Source organism: Lysinibacillus agricola (assembly GCF_016638705.1).
GTDB lineage: Bacteria > Bacillota > Bacilli > Bacillales_A > Planococcaceae > Lysinibacillus > Lysinibacillus agricola.
The window spans coordinates 4,718,483-4,734,636 of record NZ_CP067341.1; the positions used below are offsets into that span (position 1 = coordinate 4,718,483).

17 protein-coding genes are annotated in these 16,154 nt (G+C 38.3%); 5 read left to right on the forward strand and 12 right to left on the reverse strand.

All coding sequences use genetic code 11. The annotated features are described in order from the left end of the window. The first annotated feature begins 176 nt into the window (after nt 1-176). Nucleotides 177-3,344, forward strand: coding sequence for a non-ribosomal peptide synthetase family protein (locus FJQ98_RS23550; RefSeq protein WP_053594825.1), 3,168 nt, complete (start codon nt 177-179; stop codon nt 3,342-3,344). Further along, a complete protein-coding gene (locus FJQ98_RS23555) occupies nt 3,344-4,018 on the forward strand; it encodes a 4'-phosphopantetheinyl transferase family protein (RefSeq protein ID WP_053594824.1) in 675 nt (224 codons plus the stop codon). The genes FJQ98_RS23550 and FJQ98_RS23555 overlap by 1 nt, the downstream gene beginning before the upstream one ends. Nucleotides 4,019-4,125: 107 nt before the next feature. On the opposite strand, the gene FJQ98_RS27660 is transcribed toward FJQ98_RS23555, so the two are convergent. The 5 genes from FJQ98_RS27660 to groES form a co-directional block, all read right to left on the reverse strand. Beyond that, nucleotides 4,126-4,230 carry a hypothetical protein gene (locus tag FJQ98_RS27660; protein ID WP_425492667.1) on the reverse strand — a complete coding sequence of 35 codons (105 nt, stop codon included), beginning with the start codon at nt 4,228-4,230 and terminating at the stop codon, nt 4,126-4,128. A gap of 59 nt (nt 4,231-4,289) precedes the next feature. After that, entirely contained in the window at nt 4,290-4,739 is a 450-nt protein-coding gene (locus FJQ98_RS23560) for a tetratricopeptide repeat protein (RefSeq protein WP_053594823.1), read from the reverse strand. A gap of 6 nt (nt 4,740-4,745) precedes the next feature. Beyond that, nucleotides 4,746-5,108, reverse strand: coding sequence for a tetratricopeptide repeat protein (locus FJQ98_RS27440; RefSeq protein ID WP_053594822.1), 363 nt, complete (start codon nt 5,106-5,108; stop codon nt 4,746-4,748). A 143-nt stretch (nt 5,109-5,251) separates the two neighbouring features. Beyond that, nucleotides 5,252-6,883, reverse strand: coding sequence for a chaperonin GroEL (groL, locus tag FJQ98_RS23570; protein WP_053594821.1), 1,632 nt, complete (start codon nt 6,881-6,883; stop codon nt 5,252-5,254). Nucleotides 6,884-7,031: 148 nt separating this feature from the next. Beyond that, nucleotides 7,032-7,316, reverse strand: a complete 285-nt coding sequence (groES, locus tag FJQ98_RS23575; RefSeq protein ID WP_053594820.1) for a co-chaperone GroES — start codon at nt 7,314-7,316, stop codon at nt 7,032-7,034. Nucleotides 7,317-7,489: 173 nt separating this feature from the next. Between groES and FJQ98_RS23580 the strand changes: the two genes are divergently transcribed. Continuing rightward, nucleotides 7,490-8,254, forward strand: coding sequence for a CPBP family intramembrane glutamic endopeptidase (locus FJQ98_RS23580; RefSeq protein ID WP_053594819.1), 765 nt, complete (start codon nt 7,490-7,492; stop codon nt 8,252-8,254). A gap of 112 nt (nt 8,255-8,366) precedes the next feature. On the opposite strand, the gene tatC is transcribed toward FJQ98_RS23580, so the two are convergent. The 3 genes from tatC to FJQ98_RS23595 all read right to left on the reverse strand — a co-directional run bounded on the left by tatC (nt 8,367) and on the right by FJQ98_RS23595 (nt 10,190). Next, a complete protein-coding gene (gene tatC, locus FJQ98_RS23585; RefSeq protein WP_201406560.1) occupies nt 8,367-9,188 on the reverse strand; it encodes a twin-arginine translocase subunit TatC in 822 nt (273 codons plus the stop codon). A 20-nt stretch (nt 9,189-9,208) separates the two neighbouring features. Next, the gene (locus FJQ98_RS23590) at nt 9,209-9,403 is read right to left on the reverse strand and encodes a twin-arginine translocase TatA/TatE family subunit (RefSeq protein ID WP_053594817.1); all 195 of its coding nucleotides are present in this window, start codon (nt 9,401-9,403) and stop codon (nt 9,209-9,211) included. Between the two features lie 151 nt (nt 9,404-9,554). After that, entirely contained in the window at nt 9,555-10,190 is a 636-nt protein-coding gene (locus FJQ98_RS23595) for a redox-sensing transcriptional repressor Rex (RefSeq protein ID WP_053594816.1), read from the reverse strand. 224 nt (nt 10,191-10,414) lie between these two features. On the opposite strand from FJQ98_RS23595, the gene FJQ98_RS23600 reads away from it, so the two are divergent. Then, on the forward strand, nt 10,415-12,358 hold the full coding sequence (locus FJQ98_RS23600) for an ABC transporter ATP-binding protein (RefSeq protein ID WP_053594882.1): 1,944 nt from the start codon (nt 10,415-10,417) through the stop codon (nt 12,356-12,358). Nucleotides 12,359-13,030: 672 nt separating this feature from the next. Continuing rightward, nucleotides 13,031-13,159 (forward strand): hypothetical protein, encoded by a 129-nt coding sequence (locus FJQ98_RS27370; RefSeq protein ID WP_281399196.1) that lies wholly within the window; start codon nt 13,031-13,033, stop codon nt 13,157-13,159. 75 nt (nt 13,160-13,234) lie between these two features. Here FJQ98_RS27370 and tsaD read toward each other — a convergent pair whose 3' ends face one another. From tsaD to tsaE, 4 genes are read right to left on the reverse strand one after another with little or no spacing between them, the layout of a single operon-like run. Continuing rightward, nucleotides 13,235-14,251 (reverse strand): tRNA (adenosine(37)-N6)-threonylcarbamoyltransferase complex transferase subunit TsaD, encoded by a 1,017-nt coding sequence (gene tsaD / locus FJQ98_RS23605; protein ID WP_082340070.1) that lies wholly within the window; start codon nt 14,249-14,251, stop codon nt 13,235-13,237. Beyond that, complete coding sequence (gene rimI, locus FJQ98_RS23610) at nt 14,251-14,703, reverse strand: ribosomal protein S18-alanine N-acetyltransferase (protein ID WP_053594814.1); 453 nt, start codon at nt 14,701-14,703, stop codon at nt 14,251-14,253. Before rimI ends, tsaD begins: the two co-directional genes overlap by 1 nt. Then, on the reverse strand, nt 14,696-15,403 hold the full coding sequence (tsaB, locus tag FJQ98_RS23615) for a tRNA (adenosine(37)-N6)-threonylcarbamoyltransferase complex dimerization subunit type 1 TsaB (protein ID WP_053594813.1): 708 nt from the start codon (nt 15,401-15,403) through the stop codon (nt 14,696-14,698). Before tsaB ends, rimI begins: the two co-directional genes overlap by 8 nt. Continuing rightward, on the reverse strand, nt 15,400-15,849 hold the full coding sequence (gene tsaE / locus FJQ98_RS23620; RefSeq protein ID WP_082340082.1) for a tRNA (adenosine(37)-N6)-threonylcarbamoyltransferase complex ATPase subunit type 1 TsaE: 450 nt from the start codon (nt 15,847-15,849) through the stop codon (nt 15,400-15,402). The genes tsaB and tsaE overlap by 4 nt, the downstream gene beginning before the upstream one ends. Nucleotides 15,850-16,154: the final 305 nt, after the last annotated feature.

Below are 16,154 nucleotides of genomic sequence, written 5' to 3' on the forward strand. Positions count from 1 at the left end.
AGGAGCTGTCCTATAAGTAGAATTAAGTCATTTTTGTTCTAGGTCAAGACATCTCGCAGATTTCTTTATACGCCTATTGACTAGATGCTTACTTATGTTTATGTGATGACTATTAAATTCTGCTTATTAGAGGCTTATTAGACAGCTCCCCTTTCTAAAAATAGGAGTTGTAATGATTGAATATAAAACGAGAACTAGATTTAATTACACCACATTCTAAAACGCAACAATCTGAACAACAAATTCTTCCATCTAGTCGTACACAATTATTAAACGAGGAGGATTTGCTACTATATCAGACTTTAAACCAAACTAATGCGTACTATGACAAGAGCAAAACAATACCTGAAGTATTTTATCAAGCAGCAAATCAGTTTACTGAACGAATAGCACTATCTTTTAATGGCGGTATGATGACATATCGTCAGCTCAATGAACAATCCAATCAAATTGCTCATATGTTAGTTGCCAGTGGCTTGCAAAAAGGTGATTATGTAGCGATTGTCATGGAGCGGAGTAAAGAAACAGTAGTTGGTTTACTTGGCGTATTAAAAGCAGGAGGCATATATGTCCCGATTGATCCAAGCTATCCGAAAGAACGTTGTCAATACCTTCTGAACGATACAGGTGCCTCATTCATATTAACAAAAAATGAATATACTCAATTGATTAATGAATTAATACATAACGATTCCCTATCTCGTACCGTTTTTACAATGAATCGGATGGAGATAGCCTTTCCAAAAGAAAATATTCATAGAGACCTCAGTCCAACCGATTTAGCCTATATTATTTATACATCGGGGTCGACAGGCCAACCAAAGGGCGTCATGCTCAAGCATGAAGCTGTTATTAACCTGATTACAGATAACCAAAGAATCTACCAAGCTACTAAAGCTGACGTTTTTTCTCAGTTTATCTCCTACAGTTTTGATCCATCTGTCACGGAAACATTTACAGCTTTCTTTTCAGGTGCGAGATTACATATGTTAACAAGCATCGAACGAATATCAATTGATGCATTCGCTGATATGATTGAGCGTGAACAAGTAACAACGGCCACTGTACCAAATGCATTTTTCACACAACTTGCTACACACCTCCCTCTAGAATACCGGGGAAAATTATCGTCACTTCACTATTTGTCAGTTGGTGGAGAAGCACTTATGCCTGCTGTCGTACAAAGATGGCAAGAAAAATTTGGTACAACGACTGAAATTATTAATGTTTATGGTCCGACTGAGTGTACAGTACTGTCCTCCTATTACAGAGTAAAAGATGAAATAAAAGACACTCAGACAAGTATCCCTATCGGTAAGCCGATTGCTAATTATGAGATGTATATTGTTAATAAGGACGGTCAGCTTTGTCCTATTAATGAAACAGGAGAATTATGTATAGCCGGTGCTGGCCTAGCAGCAGGTTATTTAAATCAGCCAGAAAAAACTGCTGAAGCATTTATCCCTCATTTATTTAAATCAGATGAATGGATGTATCGAACAGGTGATTTAGTTCGTTTATTGCCAAGTGGAGTGATTGAATTTGTCGGGCGTAAAGATTCTCAAATCAAAGTAAGAGGTTTTCGCATTGAGCTTGGGGAGATTGAGACGGTATTAAGCAATCATCCTAGCATTCAAGAAGCCATCATTCTTGCGAAGAAAATGACAGATGGCAATAATAGCTTATCTGCCTACTACACTGTATCGGGTGGTGTTCAGGTGGAGCAAGCGTCGATTAGAGATTATTTGGCGAGCAATCTACCAGATTATATGGTTCCTGAGCGTTTCTTTAAGTTACAGGAAATGCCATTGTCACCAACGGGCAAAATTGATCGCAAACAATTAGCCGCGATGGAGGTTACTACATCTCTCAACGGTCCATATGATGCGCCCGAAAATGACATGCAACAATTGTTAGCAGATGCTTGGGAGTATGTACTAGGGATTGAGCGAGTGGGAATTCATGATAATTTCTTCCACATTGGTGGACATTCTCTGAAAGTGCTTGAGATTCTTGTGCAAGTCAAAAAGCATATTCCATTTTTAAAAATTCAAGATTTCTTCCAGCATCAATCCATTGCAGAGCTTGACCATTATATTAGTAACTATCGACCTGAAGATCATGATAATCAAGAGCAGACAGCTAATTTAATATTGAAAGAACTAATGGAACCAAGTGCCCTACCCGTCTCTCAAACGGTAAAACCATTCCCTATGAATGCTGTATTGTTAACAGGAGCAACTGGCTATTTAGGAAGTCATGTTTTATATGAGCTATTAATGAAAACAAATGCACATATCTACTGTCTGATTCGACCAAATACACATACTTCAATCGAAGAAAAGCTAATGAACAGTATGCGATTTTATTTCGAAAATGATATAAATGTCCTTATGGAAAATCGAGTAACGGTTATTCAAGGTGATTTGGGGAAACATGCGCTTAATTTATCTGTGAAGGATGAGCAGGCAATTATTGCGGAGATTGATGCAATTATTCATTGTGGAGCAGACGTAAGGCATTTCGGTGCAGCAGATCATTTTAATGATGTAAACGTTGAAGGCACTAAATATTTGCTTGAACTCGCAAAACGGAAACAAGGTGTCCATTTCCACTATGTATCAACATTAGGTATTCCAGAGGAGCTTGCCGCACATCAATGGGGCCCAAATGAAGCACAAGGCAACTTTAATTATGATATTAAGCTCGAAAATGTTTATACGCAAAGTAAGCTAGAGGCCGAGAATCTTGTTCGAAATGCAATAAACGATCAGATTCCAACTTCAATCTATCGTGTTGGAAATTTAACCTGCCATTCCGACACAGGAAAATTCCAACGAAATATAGACGATAATGCTTTTTATCGAATGATTAAATCTATGCTTTACTTAGGTAAAACACCGACTGCTAATTGGCATGTTGATTTTACACCGATTAATTATGCAAGCCAAGCATTAGTTGCTCTAGCTCGGCAATCAACATCAAACGGACATATATTCCATTTGTGTAACCCTGTTCCTCTAACCTATTTAGAGTTTATCAAGATGTTGAAGGAGCTTGACTATGAGTTAGACATTGTGACTGCACAGGAATATACGGACTGGCTATTAAATGGTGAGCATTCTGAGGAAGCGCAAGAATATTTATCTTTAGCAATTGCACAGCTTGAAGGTGATGGAGCAAGCGATTCTCCATTTGTATTTAATTGCAGTAAAACACAGGAATTTTTAGCGAATACTGATATCACATGTGCAGTACCTAATGAAGCCTTTATTCGTAATATGATTAATTACGGCATTAAAATGGGCTATTTCCCTGAGCCGAAACCTGTCGGAGTTCGATAATGCAAGGATTTAACGGCATACATGTATTTGCGCTTCCATTGGGTTCACAATTAGAAAAATCCGAATGGGATAAGCTTTTCAATCATGTTCCGTATGATGATCAGCTAAGGATATTGAAATACAAGCATTGGCAGGATCGGCAAAGAGCATTGCTTGGAACTATGCTTGTCAGATGGTCAATCCGACACTTGACCGATGCTCGGCATATTCAGATTGCTCGAAATGAGTATGGACGTCCCTATGCTATAAGAAACGATAGTTGGAGAAGCGATTTTAATCTTTCCCATTCTGGAGAGTGGATCGTTGTAGCACTAACTAATGAAGGGCTTGTTGGCATTGATATTGAAAAAATAAAGCCTGTGACTGAAGATGTCATGCTATATGCAATGTCACAGGCTGAGTTGGCAATGCTACGGAAACAACCAGAACTTGAACAATTACATTTATTTTATGAATTCTGGACAATGAAGGAAGCCCTTTATAAAACAAGTCTATTGCCAAACACAGAACCACATTTGCTGGATACAATTGAAATAAAAGACAAGTATCAAGACATTCAAACACAAGTGATTTATATCGATAAATTACACCCCATGTCCATTTGTTGGAATAGCGAGCATTCACATATGAATATAACAATATTGAACAAGCATCAGCTTATTCATGTAACATAGGGCATTTAATACAAAATCACAGAAAAAATAGTAGTACAACCTATGCTTAAGTTTGTACTACTATTTTTTTAATAACATCGTTTATTATGCCCTGATCATTTGCAGGCTCATTCAGACAGTTGAAGTTTCCAACTGCTATATAAATTTCGTAAACAGTTTTGTACATCAACATCCCCTTGATCTGAAGCAAGGGGATACCGTTTAACCGCCATTTCATAATTTTGCTCTACACCATATCCACTTTCATAAAAGCAACCTAAATTATATTGTGCTACTGCATTTTCCTGATGTGCAGCAAGGCGATACCATCGTGCCGTTCTTTATAATCTTGTTCAACACCTAGCCCATGATTATAAAAATAACCAATACTATTTTGTGCATTACTGTGTCCTTGATCAGCAGCTACACTATACCATTTAAGAGCTAATTCGTAGTTTTGCTCTACACCTTCACCGTTCTCATATAACTTTCCAATATTAAAATGAGCATAAACATAACCTTGTGCTGCTGCTTGTTTATACCAATACATCGCCTTTTTATAATCTACTTGACCATCAAATCCTACATCATACGCATATGCTAAACAACACTGGCCTCTCGCATTACCAGCTTCAGCCGCCAAACGATACCATTTCATTGCTTCATGATAGCTTTGTTCAACCCCAAGTCCATCTTCATATAAGTCTGCAATATCTAGCCTTGCGAAATTATTACCTTGCAACGCCGCTTAACGAAACCAAGATAAAGCTTTTTTATAGTTTACTGGTTCTCCTACACCATTTTTCAGCATGTAGCCAAGACTATACTGTGCATCATCATTCCCTTGTATGGCTGCACGTTTAAACCATCGCATAGCTTTTTTATAATTGGCTTTTACATCTTCTCCATTAAAATACATATTACCGACTTTATGAGCAGCAGCTGTATTTCCTTGTTTAGCTGCCATTAAATATAAGTTAAATGCTTCTTTTAAATTGAGTTGAACTCCTACCCCTTCATAATAAAGACTACCTAATGCATAAACGGCATTTGAGTTACCAGCTTTTGATGCTAGATGGAACCATTTCGTTGCTTTCGTTACATCATTCATTTCTGTTTTAGAGCAATAAAATCTCCCTAGCTCATATAGCGCTTCTGCGCCACGTTTGCGATTGTCCTTGTTCTATCAGCGATTCATCAAAAAACCCACTTCTCAAATTTGAGAAGTGGGTTGAAATTAGCTAGAGCCGTGGATTACATCATTCCCGGCATGCCCATGCCGCCCATGTCAGGCATTGCTGCGCCTGCTGGTTCTGGAATATCTGCTACTACTGCTTCTGTTGTTAAGAATAGAGCTGCAACAGATGCTGCATTTTGTAGTGCTGAGCGAGTTACTTTAGCTGGGTCTACTACACCCGCTTCCACCATGTTTACCCATTCGCCCGTTGCGGCGTTGAAGCCTACACCGATTTCTTCGCGTTTTAGGCGATCCACGATAATTGAGCCTTCAAGACCAGCGTTGTTAGCTATTTGACGAACTGGCTCTTCTAAAGCACGTAGAACAATTTTCACACCAGTTGCTACGTCGCCTTCTTCTACATCTGCAACTTTTTCAACTGCTGCATATACGTTAAGAAGTGCAGTACCACCACCTGATACGATACCCTCTTCAACTGCTGCACGAGTTGAGTTAAGAGCATCTTCAATGCGAAGTTTACGTTCTTTTAGTTCTGTTTCTGTTGCAGCACCAACTTTGATTACTGCTACACCGCCTGCTAATTTTGCAAGACGTTCTTGTAATTTTTCTTTATCGAATTCTGAAGTCGTCTCAGCAAGCTGAGCACGGATTTGACCAATGCGACCTTCGATTGCATCTGCTCCGCCAACGCCTTCTACGATTGTTGTATTGTCTTTTGTGACAACAACTTTTGCAGCGCGACCAAGTGATGTAATATCAGCTGATTTAAGGTCTAAGCCTAATTCTTCTGTAATTACTTGACCACCTGTTAAAATTGCGATATCTTCAAGCATTGCTTTACGACGATCACCAAATCCTGGAGCTTTAACTGCTACAGCATTGAATGTACCGCGAAGCTTGTTCACTACAAGTGTTGCAAGAGCTTCACCTTCAACATCTTCAGCGATGATTAACAGTGGACGACCTTGTTGTACCACTTGTTCTAATAACGGTAATACTTCTTGAATGTTTGTAATTTTTTTATCAGTAATTAAAATGTATGGGTTATCTAGTACCGCTTCCATTTTATCTGTATCTGTTACCATGTAGTGTGATGCATAACCACGGTCGAATTGCATACCTTCAACTACATCAAGCTCAGTTGTGAAACCTTTAGATTCTTCAATTGTAATAACACCATCGTTACCAACACGTTCCATTGCTTCTGCAATTAATTGACCTACTTTATCATCATCAGCAGAGATTGCCGCAACCTGTGCGATTTCCTCTTTGTTGCTCACTGGGCGAGAAATAGCGTGTAATTCTGTAAGTGCTGCTGCAACTGCTTTGTCGATTCCTTTACGAATACCAACAGGGTTTGCACCAGCTGTTACGTTTTTCAAGCCTTCACGAATAATTGCTTGCGCTAATACTGTTGCAGTTGTTGTACCGTCACCAGCAATCTCATTTGTTTTAGAAGCAACTTCTGCTACTAATTTTGCACCCATGTTTTCGTATGGATTTTCTAGCTCGATTTCTTTTGCAATTGTTACACCGTCATTTGTAATAAGTGGTGAACCGAATTTTTTTTCTAAAACTACATTACGACCTTTAGGCCCTAAAGTTACTTTTACTGTATTTGCTAATTTATCTACACCTTGTAGCATTAATGAACGAGCGTCTTCTGAGAATTTAATATCTTTTGCCATTTGAATTTTACCCTCCTGGAATGGAATATTCGTTAAGCTTCTTCAATATATTTATAACAATTTCGCCATACTGTCATTGCCACCAATCCATTTGTATCTGTGACAATCACTATAGGCATTCTTTAATCAAGCTAAATAAAGTATTAGCTTATTCAATAATTGCAAGAATATCGTTTTCGCGTAAAATTAGGTATTCATTACCCTCATATTTAACTTCTGTACCAGAGTATTTAGAGAAAATAATGCGGTCGTCAACTTTAACGTCAAGCTCTACACGTTGTCCGTTCTCTAATACACGACCCGTCCCAACTGCTACAACTTTACCTTCTTGTGGTTTTTCTTTTGCAGAGTCTGGCAGTACAATACCGAATGCAGATTTTTCTTCTACCTCGATTAGTTCGATTACAATACGATCTCCTAGTGGTCTTAACAAGTGAAACAACCTCCTATTAATTAAATGTATATTAAATGTTTATTAGCACTCTATCTAGTCGAGTGCTAACACAATTATTATGATAATCAATCACACTTTTTTTTGCAAGTCAGAACTTCGAAAAATTTTGTTTTCTTTCCATATTCCTCTACAATAGAAAGGTAGCATAATGAATGGAAAGGATTTTGATTGTGACTAATTCTCAAAAAATAAGTAAACATAAAAAAACAGCCCTTTATGTTTTGCTTATCTATATCCTCATGCAAATATCAGGCAGATGGCTGGTAAGACCGTTTCATAAGCTTGTTATGAGTACAACCGGTTTACCTAGTGAGCAAGCTGCTCCGCTTACCCAAGGCTGGTATATTGCACTTAGCTTTGCCATTGCGCTAATTCTAAGCTTAATCCTAACATCTCGCGATAAAGCGTTTTGGGATGTTTATCAAGGAAAGAAAGAAACTATACCACTTACAATTATGTGGGGGATTATTGGTTTCTTCTTAGTATTCTTTGGCCAAATGATTGGCGCGGCTATCGAAATGGCTATATTCGGTATCCAAGGTGGGTCACAAAACACAGCTGATATTGTAGCTATCGCAAAAGGTGCTCCTATTGCGATACTAGCAATTGTCGTTTTTGGACCAATTTTAGAAGAGTTTGTCTTCCGCCGTGTTATTTTTGGATCGCTTGTCCAAACAACTAATTTCTGGGTAGCCGGTATTGTAAGTGCCATTTTCTTTGCACTTATTCACTTCGACTTCTCACATATCTTGCTTTATACAATTTGTGGATTGATTTTTGCCTTCTTATATCACAAAACAAAACGCATTTGGACGTCAATTATCGCCCACGTCATGCTGAATGGTTTTGTGACACTTGTACAATTGTATGCAGAACCATTGCAAAAGTTTCTTGAAGAACTAGAAAAAATGCAATAAAAATCAGTGGGAGTTTTTCTTCCCACTGATTTTTTTAGTTTTACCTACAGTTTATCGCTAACCTTTACAACGAAAAAGCTCGATGCTTCTATTTCGCACCGAGCTTCCATTATTATTGATTCAATTCTTCTATTTGACGTCGCTGCTGTTCAAGCGCCTCTTCGACCTGACGTTTTTGCTCAGCTTCCTGTTCTTCCTTCAGTCGCATTTCCTCTGATTTTAAGTGTTTACGATAACCTATTCTAGCAACCCAAACACTAAATTCATAGAGAATAAACATCGGCACTGTTACAATTAAATGACTCATTAAATCAGGTGGTGTAATCATAGCCGCTATAACAAAAAGCCCAAAATAGGCATACTTTCTGTTTTTTGTCATAATTTGCGGATTTAAAATGCCAAGACGAGCCAAAAATAGAAGTATGATCGGCAATTGGAATATAAAACCAAAAGGCAAGGTTATTTGAAATAAAAATGAAAAGTATTCATTAATTCCAATTGTTAGCTTTACTCCAAGGCGAGCAGATAAATCAATCATAAAGTTCAATACATATGGAAATAAAATGAAGTAAGAAAAAACAATTCCAGCTACAAATAATATAAAAGTGAATGGTATATAGCTTAATGTGACTTTACGTTCTTTTTCATATAGCCCTGGTGAAACAAATGCCCATAGCTGATATAAAATAATCGGAGACGTCAACAAAAAAGCAATATAAAAAATCATTTGAAAATAAATTTTAATAGAATCTGTGATCCTAAAAGCGTTTAACGAGAAGCTTTGTGCCGTTTCACTACTTTTAAAAAAATGAATAAGTGGCTCCGCTAAAAAAAACGCCCCAACAATCGCAATAACAAAGAAAACGACTGCAAAGTAAAGTCGTTTCCTTAATTCTTCTATATGCTCAATGACAGTTTGATCGTTTGCATTCATATTAGCAAGACATCCTTCAATTACTTATCATCGTTTTTTACTTCGATGACTTTCTTTTTATCATTATCTTCATCGTCTACTAACCCTTTAGTAGCATTTTTAAACTCACGAAGTGTAGAGCCCATAGCTTTTCCTAACTCTGGTAACTTTTTAGGGCCAAAAATTAAGATTGCTACAATTCCGATAATGACCAGGCTCATAGGACCGATACCCATTTCAGCCACCTCCTCTTATTTATGCTTCATTTTAACTCAAATATGAGCGTTTGGCTAACTAATTATATGTGAAATTTTTTAGACCAACTTTTTAGTATACAAATATAATAGTTCAAACTGTTTAACAAACTCTCAATCGCTATGTAATTACTCACTCTTCCTGATTACGAATTAAATATATGAGTGCCTGCAATTCTACCGACAAATCGATTGTTAATAGTTGCATTTTATCTGGTACAGTAATACGCTCTGGCGTAAAGTTTAAAATGCCCTTTGCGTTCATTGTTGCTAATCTATCAGCCATTTTCTGCGCAGAGCGTGGTGAGACTGTTAAAATCGCAAGCTCCGCTCCATATTCTGCATACTTTTCTTCCAATAAATCAGGATGAAAAACAGGAATATTGCTAATCATCTTCCCTTCCTTCGGTGCCTTTGAATCAAATGCCACAACAATATGAGTATTATGATTTTTTTGGAAATTATATTTTAATAAAGCACTACCTAAATTTCCTACACCAATTAACGCTACTTTTGTCGTTTCGTGTTGATCAAGCGTTTGACTAAAAAACTTTAATAGATGCTGCACATCATAGCCATAACCCTTTTTCCCAAGAGCACCAAAATAAGAAAAGTCACGGCGAATGGTAGCAGAATCAATTTTCATCGCTTCACTCAGTTCCTTCGACGAAATTCGTTCCATGCCTTCTTGCGCAAAGTTTTGGATAAATCGATAGTAAAGAGGAAGTCTTTTAGTAGTGGCCTGTGGAATTTTTAATTCTTGTTTCAAACTTTTTCCTCCTTAAAATGTATCAAATCACATGATACATGCTTAATTAACTACTTTCTAAGTTATATTCACTGGAGGATTTCCCTTTAGTTAATGGCGCTTTTTACGCCACTAACTAAAGGGAAATCGTTTCAATCTTACATGACAGCTTAGAATAAGTAAAGCATCGACATTGCAAGCAAATCGCTCATCCATTACACTAAGGAGGAATTGAGGTGTCAAGAATGATTGTTTTACAGGTCAATCAACTATATAAATCCTTCCTTGCAGATGAAATTTTAAGTGGCGTAAAATTAGAGATTCAACATCGTGACCGCGTTGCATTAGTAGGACGTAACGGTGCTGGTAAGTCCACTTTACTTAAAATAATTGCTGGACAAATGTCATATGACTCTGGCGATATAATTATCCCTAAAGGTGTACAAATTGGATATTTAGAGCAGCATGCTGGATTAAACTCAACATTGTCGATTTGGGATGAAATGATGACAATTTTTGAGCCGCTTATTACACAAGAACAAGCACTTCGGTCATTAGAACAACAAATGGCTGACCCTGCTGTTTATGAAAATCCTACTCTATATGCCAAAATAATGTCTGAATACGATCATTTACAGCATAATTTTAAGGATGCGGGTGGCTATCAGTATGAATCTGATACACGTTCTGTTCTTCATGGCATGCAGTTTTACCCTGATGATTACCAAAAACCAATTAGTTCACTATCAGGGGGACAACGAACTCGGTTAGCACTTGCTAAGCTTCTTTTAAGTAAACCTGACCTATTAATACTCGATGAGCCCACTAACCATTTAGATATTGAAACCCTTTCTTGGTTGGAATCATATTTAAAAGGCTATGAAGGAGCTATTTTAATTGTTTCCCATGACCGCTACTTCTTAGACCAGGTTGTTTCCATTGTCTACGAAGTATCTCGTCACCGCGTCACAAAATATACAGGCAATTATAGTGCCTATTTAGATGAAAAAGCGAAAAATTACGAGCGTGATTTGAAGTTATATGAACGTCAGCAAGATGAAAAAGCTAAGCTCGAAGAATTTATTCAAAAAAATATTGCTCGTGCTTCCACTACTAAAATGGCACAAAGTCGTCGTAAAATGCTTGAACGAACAGAATGGATGGGATCTCCGGATGGCGATGAAAAATCAGCAAGCTTCGGTTTTACAATTGAACGCCAAAGTGGTAACGATGTGTTATCTATTGATGACTTGGCGGTAGGTTATGGAGATAAGGAAATATCAAGCGGTATCACATTACGCACTTTCCGTGAGGATCGCATTGCACTTGTTGGGCCAAATGGTGTTGGTAAATCAACTTTATTAAAAACTATCGTAAAAGATTTACTACCACTCTCTGGAGAGATTCGCAATGGTACAAATGTTCAAATTGGTTATTATGATCAAGAGCAGGCAAAGCTATCGAGCAATAAAAGTGTTCTAAAAGAGCTATGGGATGAATGGCCTTTAATGACTGAAAAGGATATTCGCACAGTGCTAGGGCGATTCTTATTCAGTGGAGATGATGTAGATAAAATTGTGTCGTCTTTATCTGGTGGAGAAAAAGCAAGACTTGCATTAGCTAAGTTGATGATGCAAAAGGCAAATTTCTTAATTCTCGATGAGCCTACCAACCACTTAGACTTAGATAGTAAAGAGGTACTGGAAAACGCGCTTATTGATTACCCTGGAACGCTCTTATTTGTATCGCATGACCGATATTTCATCAATCGAATCGCTACTAAAGTGATCGAGCTATCTGGCGATGGTTCCTTTGAGTACCTAGGTGACTATGATTATTACCTTGAGAAGAAGCAGGAGCTATTAGAAATTGCCCAAATGAAGGCTGCGGCTCAACCGCAAGTACAAGCTGATGTACATGAGAAGATCTCTACCTCTAAAATTGATAAAGAGGCTAAAAAAAGGGAGCGCCAAATCAGACGTACGCTTGAAGAACTAGAAGGGAAAATGCAGCAAGTAACTATTGAAATAGCTCGTTTAGAAGAAGCTCTTTGTGATCCCGAGATTTTCACAGACCACGAAAAAATTACACAGCTTCAAGATGAATTAGCAACTGTTAAGGAACAGCATGAGTTATTCGAAATGGAATGGCTTGAGCTAAGTGAAGAGCTTGAAAATATTATTTTATAAAGTGAAGCTTTAATCAGTGGGGTTTTCTTCATCCCCACTGATTATTAGTCTTCACCGATCGGGCTTTTACGAGCAGTTAATCTTCCACCTAACTTCTTTGCTTTTGCTAATTTTGAGATGGGAGCCTTGTACCTGACGCTTCGCTTTCGGTACAGATAAATTGCTGCCCGTTCATGCGGGATAAAACTTGTAAAGCCATGTGCCTTGTCGCATGGCTTTTTTCTTTACTCGCCTCGATTTTTCATATATATTGGTCAAGTGCTATTTTTCGACAAAAAATGCCCACAGCTTTATACACACAATAAATCTAGTAATATCAACATATCAACAGACTTTTCCACATTGTCCACAATTTTAAATTATTTTATTCACATCATTTTGTGTAAAACACACTACTATATATTGAATAATCACAAGTTATGCACAAGTTATCAACATTTTGTGCATAAGTACGGATGTTCGCCGTTTTATTTCCACCTTACCTGTGGATAATTTTCTGAAAAATTTGTCAACTGAACTCTTTTTATTGGATTCAAAATTTTCTTATAGACAATTTTTTCAACATTTTTTCACAAAAAAAGCAAAAAAAGAGGCATTTTAGAATCAAATCTAAAATACCTCTTTTTCTATAATCAATTATGCCTAAGCATAATTGCGTCCGAAATCGGCTTTGTGCTTAGGCCTGCAGATGTTTTTTGTGCTAAAGCGAAGCGGCAGCAACAGGGTTTTGTCTGTGCGAAAGCGAAGCGGCAGCAACAACAGGATGCAGGTCAGTTAGCCGTTATCGCATGGATGCGATGATTTTAGGCTAACATCCTATGTGAACTCTTTTCCGATTTTGTGACATCCGCCGGAGGCTTTAACTTCTGAAAGAAGTTAAACCCAAGACTTTAACTCCATTCCAGGGCGACCATTCATTGATAAATTACCGCGAACACCTGCTTCATACATAGGTGCTGCTACTGCACCTATCATAGCAGCATTGTCTGTACACAGCTTTAATGGTGGCACGGAAAACGGTATACCTTCTTCAGCAAATACCGCCTCAAGTGATGCGCGCAAGCCTTTATTAGCCGCTACGCCTCCAGCTGCAATAACCTGTTTTACTTTATATTCACGTGCTGCTCGTAATGTTTTTGCTGTTAGCACTTCCACTACGCTTTCCTGAAATCCTTTGGCAACGGCAGTCGGAGAAATTACTTCACCACGTTGATCCATATTATGTTTATAATTAATCACTGCTGATTTCAAGCCACTAAAGCTAAAATCATAAGAATCTTCCTCTAACCACACTCTTGGGAAGGTTACTGCCTCATCCCCCTCATGTGCTAACTTGTCAATACGCGGGCCACCTGGATACGGTAAGTTTAAGACACGCGCAACCTTATCATAAGCCTCACCAGCCGCATCATCTCGCGTCTCACCGATGACTTCAAAAGAGCCGTGTTCCTTCATATAAACTAGCTCTGTATGACCACCTGACACGACAAGGGCTAACAATGGGAATTCCATTGGCTGCACGAGTGCATTAGCATATATATGTCCAGCTATATGATGTACTCCGATAATCGGTAAATTGTTGGCAAAGGCAAAGGCCTTCGCTGCATTAATCCCAATTAACAATGCACCTACAAGACCAGGACCCTCAGTAACTGCCACCGCATCTAAATCAGCTGGTTTCATATTTGCCTGTGCTAATGCTTCTTCTATTACCACTGTAATTTGCTCAACATGATGGCGAGATGCAATTTCAGGTACAACCCCACCAAATCGTTTATGACTTTCTATTTGAGAAGCAACCACATTTGAAACAATTTCAGAACCATTTCGAATAATCGCTGCTGCTGTTTCATCACAGCTCGATTCTATTGCTAATATAATTCGATTTTCCATCATAAATTCACCCACATGACAAGGGCATCCTCCCCGTTATCTGTATAATAGCCTTTACGTATGCCACCATCTTGAAAATCAAGCTTTCGATAAAGATTTTGAGCAACTGTATTCGTTACTCGCACCTCTAAACTCATGACTTCCATTTCATGCTGTCGAGCAATACGCATTGCCTCTCGCATTAATTCTTCACCAATTCCTCGGCCGCGAGCTGCCTCTATAACGGCTACGTTCGTAATTTGCGTTGCATCTATAACCATCCACATTCCGCAAAAACCGATAATGCTATTGTATTCATCTACAGCTAGCACATAATGTGCATACTGATTTTCATGCATTTCATAGTAAAAGGAATCTAACGTCCATGGTGTAGGAAATGTGGCAAGCTCAATTTCATATACTGCTGGAACATCATCAGATACCATTTTACGATACGTTACATTACTACTCATGCGCCTTCTCCTTTTGTTCCTTTAGCCAATTCGCCTCCGCCTCTGCAATACGTTTGTATTGCGGGACAAAGTGATGAACTGCATCCACACTTGGTAGCTCTACTTTTGTCGCTAATCGGACAGTTTCACTTGCTCGTGGTAAGTCATTGCTAAACGGTGTACGCAGAGCATAATGACCTAATACCTCTTCGATTCTATGCCAAAAAACATCTACATCTGCTCCAACAAATAAAACTGGTGTCTCTAAAGCCTGTAAACGTTCTAATAAGCCATCAATATGATCGTGGTAGTCATCCATAACCACTTCAAGCTCACAACCTTTATAAACTGCCGTATAGACATTGCCTCTTCGCGCATCAAAAATAGGACAAATAAGCCCATCGTATAGTGCTGCATTTGCCGCCAATGTCTTTAAGCTAGATATGCCAACTAAAGGTTTTTTCAGTGTCCATGCTAATGTTTTAGCAAGCGTCGCACCTATTCGTACACCGGTATAAGAACCAGGCCCTTCTGATACAGCAATCGCATCCAACTCGCTCGACTTTATGCCCGCCTTAGCTAGTACTTCTTCAATGGCTGGCATCGCACCTGCCGAATGTGTTAATTTTATATTTTGTATAATTTCTGCAATCACTTTTCCATCCCTTACTACAGCAATAGAAAGCGGTGCATTCGCTGTTTCAATCCCTAACCAAATCATTTCATTAGCTCCTCACATAATGCCTCATATCTCTTTCCAAGAGGTGTTAATACAAACCGTCGTTGATTTTCTCCGATTCGGTAAATTTCAATTCCAAGACGCTCCTGTGGTAAATCCTGTTCAATTAAATGAGCCCACTCAACAACAGACACTGCATCACCATAAAATAGCTCGTCCCATCCAAGGTCTTCATCGCTTTCCGCTAAACGATAGACATCTAAATGATTAAATGGTAAACGTCCCTCATATTGCTTTACAATCGTAAATGTCGGGCTATTAACCGTTCTCTTTACACCAAGCCCCTTCGCTAATGCTTTCGTAAATGTCGTCTTACCAGCGCCCAAATCACCCTCTAATGTAATTGTATCCTGGGCTTCTAGTAAGTTTGCTAGCTTCAACGCAAAATGCTCAGTATCGTCAAGTGAATTCATTATTTTTTCATACATCATCTCTTTTTCCTCTCCTAGCTCCATTACTTCTAGTTTACCGAAACAAGCGTAAATGTTCAAAGCATCCAATGATTTTCAAAAAAACAATTACGCCTCGGCGTAATTGTTGCAGCTTGTCAACAAAAGAATAAATAGAAATTAATGTGTATCAATAAACAAAGGTTGATTTTCACCCCAAGACAAGCCTCACCACATAGACTATTGATGGAAAACGAGACAGTTTCAACGCTCTTCATCAAATACCAAATAGCGATATCTTCCAATTTTAAAAAACCATGCAGCTCTAGGCAACAAAGTAGCGT

Coding starts and splice junctions, on each gene's coding strand:
- FJQ98_RS23555 (WP_053594824.1), top strand. CDS start 3,344: ATGCAAGGATTTAACGGCATACATGTATTTGCGCTTCCATTGGGTTCA.
- tsaB (WP_053594813.1), bottom strand. CDS start 15,403: ATGATTTGGTTAGGGATTGAAACAGCGAATGCACCGCTTTCTATTGCT.
- FJQ98_RS27440 (WP_053594822.1), bottom strand. CDS start 5,108: ATGAATGATGTAACGAAAGCAACGAAATGGTTCCATCTAGCATCAAAA.
- tsaE (WP_082340082.1), bottom strand. CDS start 15,849: ATGTATGAAAAAATAATGAATTCACTTGACGATACTGAGCATTTTGCG.
- rimI (WP_053594814.1), bottom strand. CDS start 14,703: ATGAGTAGTAATGTAACGTATCGTAAAATGGTATCTGATGATGTTCCA.
- FJQ98_RS23590 (WP_053594817.1), bottom strand. CDS start 9,403: ATGGGTATCGGTCCTATGAGCCTGGTCATTATCGGAATTGTAGCAATC.
- tatC (WP_201406560.1), bottom strand. CDS start 9,188: ATGAATGCAAACGATCAAACTGTCATTGAGCATATAGAAGAATTAAGG.
- FJQ98_RS23600 (WP_053594882.1), top strand. CDS start 10,415: ATGATTGTTTTACAGGTCAATCAACTATATAAATCCTTCCTTGCAGAT.
- tsaD (WP_082340070.1), bottom strand. CDS start 14,251: ATGGAAAATCGAATTATATTAGCAATAGAATCGAGCTGTGATGAAACA.
- groL (WP_053594821.1), bottom strand. CDS start 6,883: ATGGCAAAAGATATTAAATTCTCAGAAGACGCTCGTTCATTAATGCTA.
- FJQ98_RS27660 (WP_425492667.1), bottom strand. CDS start 4,230: ATGGCGGTTAAACGGTATCCCCTTGCTTCAGATCAAGGGGATGTTGAT.
- FJQ98_RS23580 (WP_053594819.1), top strand. CDS start 7,490: ATGGAAAGGATTTTGATTGTGACTAATTCTCAAAAAATAAGTAAACAT.